6 protein-coding genes are annotated in these 5,891 nt (G+C 62.6%); 1 reads left to right on the forward strand and 5 read right to left on the reverse strand.

Annotated elements, in window-relative coordinates; all coding sequences use genetic code 11:
* Positions 1 to 91 precede the first annotated feature (91 nt).
* From NKJ94_RS36705 to NKJ94_RS36725, 5 genes are all read right to left on the reverse strand, one after another.
* Positions 92 to 886 carry an FAD binding domain-containing protein gene (locus tag NKJ94_RS36705; RefSeq protein ID WP_352532585.1) on the reverse strand — a complete coding sequence of 265 codons (795 nt, stop codon included), beginning with the start codon at positions 884 to 886 and terminating at the stop codon, positions 92 to 94.
* A gap of 31 nt (positions 887 to 917) precedes the next feature.
* Positions 918 to 1,361, reverse strand: coding sequence for an SRPBCC family protein (locus NKJ94_RS36710; RefSeq protein ID WP_352532587.1), 444 nt, complete (start codon positions 1,359 to 1,361; stop codon positions 918 to 920).
* Positions 1,362 to 1,482: 121 nt separating this feature from the next.
* On the reverse strand, positions 1,483 to 2,310 hold the full coding sequence (locus NKJ94_RS36715) for an AraC family transcriptional regulator (protein ID WP_352532589.1): 828 nt from the start codon (positions 2,308 to 2,310) through the stop codon (positions 1,483 to 1,485).
* A gap of 275 nt (positions 2,311 to 2,585) precedes the next feature.
* Positions 2,586 to 3,584, reverse strand: coding sequence for an ABC transporter permease (locus tag NKJ94_RS36720; protein ID WP_352532591.1), 999 nt, complete (start codon positions 3,582 to 3,584; stop codon positions 2,586 to 2,588).
* Between the two features lie 34 nt (positions 3,585 to 3,618).
* Complete coding sequence (locus NKJ94_RS36725) at positions 3,619 to 4,359, reverse strand: ATP-binding cassette domain-containing protein (protein ID WP_473501743.1); 741 nt, start codon at positions 4,357 to 4,359, stop codon at positions 3,619 to 3,621.
* Between the two features lie 427 nt (positions 4,360 to 4,786).
* Here NKJ94_RS36725 and NKJ94_RS36730 point away from each other — a divergent pair, with 427 nt between their 5' ends.
* Positions 4,787 to 5,776, forward strand: a complete 990-nt coding sequence (locus NKJ94_RS36730; protein WP_023721257.1) for a sugar-binding protein — start codon at positions 4,787 to 4,789, stop codon at positions 5,774 to 5,776.
* Positions 5,777 to 5,891 lie beyond the last annotated feature (115 nt).

The following is a 5,891-nucleotide window of genomic DNA, read 5'->3' on the forward strand; positions in this document are numbered from 1 at the left end:
TTTTGTTTTTAACTATTTTGTGGGTTGTTTCGAGGCGTGTGGGGTGCGTGGCTTGGGGGCCCCCCCCCCCCGCGCCCCCCAACGGGTAATTTCAGGCCAGCAGCAACCGGCCGAGATGGACCGGCAGGACTTCGTTGCGATACCAGGCACTGGCGATCGGATCGGTGGACGGCGAGGTGCCGTCATTGGCAGCAGCCAATGCCGGCGCAATGCCGTCGGTGGTGAGTTTCCGGCCGAGCAGGGCCGTCTCCGCCGCCTTGGCGCGCATCGGCCTGTCGGCCATGCAGCCGAGCGCGATCCGAGCTGACGACACAGTGCCGTCCGGCGTTTGCTCGAGCACGGTGGCGATACTCAGCACCGAGATGCCCTTCGGCTTGACCCTCGACACTTTCAGGAAGCGAAACCTGCCTTCCTTTGGAAGCGTGAAGCCGACCGAGGTGACGATGGCGTGGTTGCTCTCGCGCTTTGCCAGAAAGGTTTCTATCGGCAGCTCGCCATCATCCGTGGTGACCATCGCGTCCAGTGCCAGCAACGCGACGGTGAAATCGCCATAGGGGGTCGGCGCGAAAAGATTGCCGCCGACGGTCGCCATATTGCGGATCGCCGGGCCGCCAACGGCGCGCGCGGCGTCGGCAAGAGTGGCGAGATCCGGGTGACGGGCGATCGCTGCCATGGTTGCCGAAGCGCCGATGCGCACTTGCCCATCGGAAACGGTGATGGCCGACAGCGACGGTTCGCTCGACCTGATAAGGCTGGAGACCGAAACATCGCCTTCATTGGCGGCGCGCACGACCAGCGTGCCGCCGCCGAGATAACGGGTGCCGGCGGCTTTCAGCGCCGCGCCGGCGTCCTTCACCGTCGGGAAAGTCTGCAGTGCAAGCGCCATGGAACGCTCCTGTTTGTCAGCCCAATTCAGTTCAACCTTGGCCGGCGAAATGGTTCTTCAGGGCGTTGAAGCCGCCTTGGAAGACGTTTGCGCCCATGCCTTCGGCCAGCTTGTCGGCTTCCTCGGGAGCGGCGTCGAAGCTGGCGGTCCATTCGGCATAGGTGCGGTCGCCATCGGTCACCCGCCGCAGCTGCAGCGTCGACTTGTGGTTGGTCAGCGGCTGCGGCGTCTCCAGGATGGCGTAGCTGACGAGGAAGTTCTCGTCGGAGAAATCGAGCAGCTTTTCGCGGAGGCGGGCGCCGCTGGCGAGCTGGAAATTGCGCACGCAGCCGATCGCGCCGGCGTCCTTGCCGTCCTCGATATGGCTTTCGACCATGCGCGGGTGCCAACTTGGCAGGCCGTTGAAGTCGCGTATGCGCGCCCAGACCTTTTCCACAGGCGCGTCGATGACGCTGGAGATGGTGACTTTCGCCATATGATCGTTCCCTTGCAAATTAGCTGCTTGGGAGGGTAGGGCGGCGGACTCGGCGGCGCTTATCAATGCGTCTTGAACACCTATCAACCAGTCTGAAAAAAACGGGCAGTCTAAAAATGGCTCAGCTGATCGCCCGGGCCGCCTCGCGGTAAAGCGTCGGCGGGACGCCGACATGGTCGCGGAAGAAGCGCGAGAAATTGCCTTGCGTGGTGAAGCCGAGATTGCAGGCGACCGAGATCAGCGGCTCCTGCGACCACTGCAACTGCCGCACCGCTTCCTCCATGCGCAGCGTGTTCCAATAGACGTTGGGCGTCAGATTGGTCTGTTCCTTGAACAGCGCGAAGAAATGCGGCCGCGACAGGCCGACGCTGCGCGCCACGTCGTCGAAGCAGATGCGCTCGCAGACATTGGCTTTCATCAGCTGGATCGCCTTGCGGACGCGGAAGTCCTGCATGGTGTTGATGCGGGCGCGCACCGTCTGCGGTGCGGCCGCGTCGGCCGCGTCGAGCATGCTGTCGATGAAGCGCTCGATCTCGTAATTGGCGATGTCGTCGATACTCTCATTGTCGCTAAGATGGTCGAGAAGGTTAGCCGCTGCCTTGTGCAGCCAAGGTTCGAGCGTGATCGCCGGGGCTGAGAACAGTGGAGCGGAAGAAGGCAGCTCGCGGCGCCTTCGTGCCCAGTCCGGGTCTATGTAAAAGGCCAGAAACAGGCCGGGCGTGCCGTCGCGGGACAGAGCGTGGCTGTGCGGCTGGAATGAATTGATGCCGGCGGCGATGCCCGGTCCAAGCCGCACCGTCTCGCGGCCGATGGTCATCTCGCCGGCCGTGCCTTCCAGCCAGATGATGATATGCGCCTCGACATGGGCATGGGTGACGAAGTCGCTGGCGACGTTCAGGACAGAAACATGTCCGAACCGGCCCCAGTAGAGCCTGATCGCTTCCGTCATGGGTATATCCTCCCGCAGGCGACTGGCCTCCCTTCGCCTGCTGCGAGCGATTGTGCGGCTCAGTTTGGGCTTGCGTCAAGACGCATGTGCACGTCCGGGCGCCGGCCATGCGCCGCACCGGCGGATTTTCAGACTCGGCGATAGGAAGAAGGTCAGCGTTTCCAGGCCGGTATGGCAAGACCGATGCGGTCGACGGCAACCGACGACCAGCACCCCCTTCGAGGCTGAGCAAGGATTTTGCCAGCGAAGCAACTTTGCCCCGCCGGCGGAAAAGTTCAGTCGTTACGCCTGAAATTGCGGATGCGGTCGAACAGCACGGCGAGCAGGATGGCGCCGCCGATGAACACGCCTTGCCAGAAGGCATTGATGCCGAGCAGCCCGAGGCTGTTGCGGATCACCTCGATCAGCGCTGCGCCAACGACCGCGCCGAAGGCTGTGCCCATGCCGCCGGCCAGGTTGGCGCCACCGATGACGGTGGCGGCGATCACCTGAAGCTCCATGCCGTTGCCGAGATTTGTTGTGACCGCGCCCAGCCAGCCGGTCTGGATGATGCCGGCAAGGCCCGCCGCCAGTGCCGAGATCATGTAGACGACAACCTTGATCTGGCGCACCGGAACGCCGGTCAGCGTCGCCGCATGCTCGTTGCCGCCGATGGCGAAGATGTGCCGGCCGAATTTCGTCCAGCGCAGCACGAAGCCGGTGATCATAGCCAGCACGATCATGTAGAGCACCGGATTGGCGATGCCGAACACCCACGCGCCGCCGCCAAGCGCCAGCAGCTTGTCATGGTCCGGCCCGAACTGGAAGACGACGGTGTTGTTGGAAGCGACCATGGCAAGACTGCGTGCGATCGACAGCATGCCGAGCGTCACGACGAATGGCGGAAACCCGAGATAGGCGATCAAGATGCCGTTGAAGGCGCCGATGATCAGCGCTGTCGCGATCGCAGCGGCAATGCCGATCTCGATGCCGTAGCCGGCATGCATGGTGACCGCCAGCACCATCGAACACAGGCAAAGCACCGAGCCGACCGACAGGTCGATACCGCCGGTGATGATGACGAAGGTCATGCCGAGCGCCACGATGGCGACGAAGGTGATGTTGCGGGTGATGTTGTAGAGGTTCTTGGTCGTGGCGAAGGAATCCGTGGCCACGGACAGGAACAGGCAGGCAAGGATGACCGCGATCACCACCCAGAAAGTCTGGCTGGCAAACACCCTGGTCAGCAGAGTGTGCTGTTTCTGCGCGATCGTCTGATCAAGGGTGACTGCCATTATCGACCTTTTTTACTCATGGTTGAGGCGCCAATCATACCTGTTCGATGGCGCCGGTAATGAGCCCGGTGACTTCTTCTGGCGAACTCGAGGCGATCGTCTTGTCGGCGACCTTGCGGCCGCGCCGCATGACGATAACGCGGTCGGCAACGTCAAAGACGTCGGGCATGCGGTGGCTGATCAGCACGACGGCGATGCCCTGGTCGCGCAAATGGCGGATCAGGTTCAGCACCTCGGCGACCTGGCGGACCGAGATCGCCGCCGTCGGCTCGTCCATCAGCACGATCTTGGCCTGCGAAAGCATGGTACGGGCGATCGCCACCGCTTGCCGCTGGCCGCCCGACATTTGTTTGACCAGGTCGCGCGGGCGCGTTTCGGATTTCAGCTCGGCGAAGATCTGGCCGGCACGTTTGTACATCGCGGCATAGTCGAGGATACGAAGCGGCCCGACGCCGCGGCGCAATTCGCGGCCGAGATAGACGTTGGCGGCGGCCGTCAGATTGTTGCAGAGCGCCAGATCCTGATGGACGATTTCGATGCCGTGCTGGCGCGCCTCCACCGGCTTGTGCAGGATCAGCTCCTTGCCGTCCATCTGCATCGTGCCATGGCTCGGTGGGAAATTGCCGGCGATCATCTTGACCAGCGTCGACTTGCCGGCGCCGTTGTCGCCCATCAGGCCGACAACCTGTCCGGCCTCGATCGACAACGAAACGTCGTTGACCGCCTGGATGGCGCCAAAATGCTTCGAGATGTTGGTGAGTTCGAGAACCGCCACCAGCCTTCTTGCCTCCCCGTGCTTTGCGGCCTGCGGTTCTGCCGCGGCCATTCGCTCTCCCCAGTTCCTCCCGGAAGCAGCGATTTTGCCCATTTACGCATAAGCCTCCTTGGCGTCAACCACGGCCTCTTTCGAAAAATCAGTTTTGTAGGACAAATAGCATTGACGTCGGTGACAAGGCGATATTAGCTAAGTGTCGGAGGAGCTTGCGCCGAGCCCCCGGGGTTGCCGGAAGGAATCGGTGAAGGTTTGTCGGTCCGGGATTTGGTAACCAGCAGTATCTGTCGGTGCCGGTCTGAGACTGAATATGAAAATGCTTATCGACCTGGCTTGGCGACACGAGCGCGACGTCCTCTGTCATCTTGCTCCGGGTCGGTCTGTGTGTGGCGGGCACGCCGTGTCCGTTTGTTTCAAAGGGAGGACTGACATGAGGAAATCATTATTGCTCGCTGCCGCCGCCGTCATGGCGTTGGGTGCCGGGCCGGCTATGGCCAAGAAACAGCTCGTCATCGTCGTGAAGGGTCTCGACAATCCATTCTTCGAGGCCATCCACCAGGGTTGCGAGAAATGGAACAAGGAAAACGCCAGCTCGGAATATGAGTGCTTCTACACCGGACCGGCATCGACCTCGGATGAGGCCGGTGAAGCCCAGATCGTCCAGGACATGCTGAGCAAGCCCGATACGGTGGCGATGGCGATTTCGCCGTCAAACGCGCCGTTGATCGCGCAGACGATCAAAAGCGCCAATCCGTCGATCCCGATCATGACCCTCGACGCCGACCTCAGCAAAGAAGATGCGGCGCTGCGCAAGACCTATCTCGGCACCGACAATTACCTGATGGGTCACAAGATCGGCGAATACATCAAGAAGGCCAAGCCGAATGGCGGCAAGATCTGCACCATCGAAGGCAATCCGGCGGCCGACAACATCCTGCGCCGCGCGCAGGGCATGCGTGACGCGCTTTCGGGCAAGGACGGCCTCGCGGCGCTGGCAGGCGAAGGCGGCTGGACCGAAGTTGCCGGCTGCCCGGTGTTCACCAATGACGACGGCGCCAAGGGCGTGCAGGCGATGACCGACATCCTCGCTGCCAATCCCGATCTCGATGCCTTCGGCATCATGGGCGGATGGCCGCTGTTCGGTGCTCCGCAGCCCTACCGCGACCTGTTCAAGCCGATGGCCGACAAGATCGCCAGCAACGCCTTCGTCATCGGCGCCGCCGACACGATCGGCGACGAGGTGGCGATTGCTCGTGACGGGCTGGTGACCGCGCTGGTTGGCCAGCGGCCGTTCGAGATGGGCTACAAGGCGCCCTCGGTGATGATCGACCTGGTCGAAGGCAAGCCAGTCGCCGATCCGGTGTTCACCGGCCTCGACGAATGCACCAAGGACACCGTCGACACCTGCATCCAGAAGTAGGTTCGCAGTTTCGGGGGGGCCCCCCGCCCGGGGGCCCCGGGGGCCGGTGGCAAAAAAAACCCCCAGGGCGCCCCGGGGTTTGGGGGGGGGGTTTAAAAAAAAGAAGGGGGCGGCC

The sequence above is a fragment of the Mesorhizobium sp. M0060 genome (assembly GCF_040323155.1).
In the GTDB taxonomy this organism is placed as follows: domain Bacteria; phylum Pseudomonadota; class Alphaproteobacteria; order Rhizobiales; family Rhizobiaceae; genus Mesorhizobium.

Bases quoted from the DNA above. Each gene is read 5' to 3' on its own strand.
- NKJ94_RS36705 (WP_352532585.1), bottom strand. From the start codon at position 886: ATGGCGCTTGCACTGCAGACTTTCCCGACGGTGAAGGACGCCGGCGCG.
- NKJ94_RS36710 (WP_352532587.1), bottom strand. From the start codon at position 1,361: ATGGCGAAAGTCACCATCTCCAGCGTCATCGACGCGCCTGTGGAAAAG.
- NKJ94_RS36715 (WP_352532589.1), bottom strand. From the start codon at position 2,310: ATGACGGAAGCGATCAGGCTCTACTGGGGCCGGTTCGGACATGTTTCT.
- NKJ94_RS36720 (WP_352532591.1), bottom strand. From the start codon at position 3,584: ATGGCAGTCACCCTTGATCAGACGATCGCGCAGAAACAGCACACTCTG.
- NKJ94_RS36730 (WP_023721257.1), top strand. From the start codon at position 4,787: ATGAGGAAATCATTATTGCTCGCTGCCGCCGCCGTCATGGCGTTGGGT.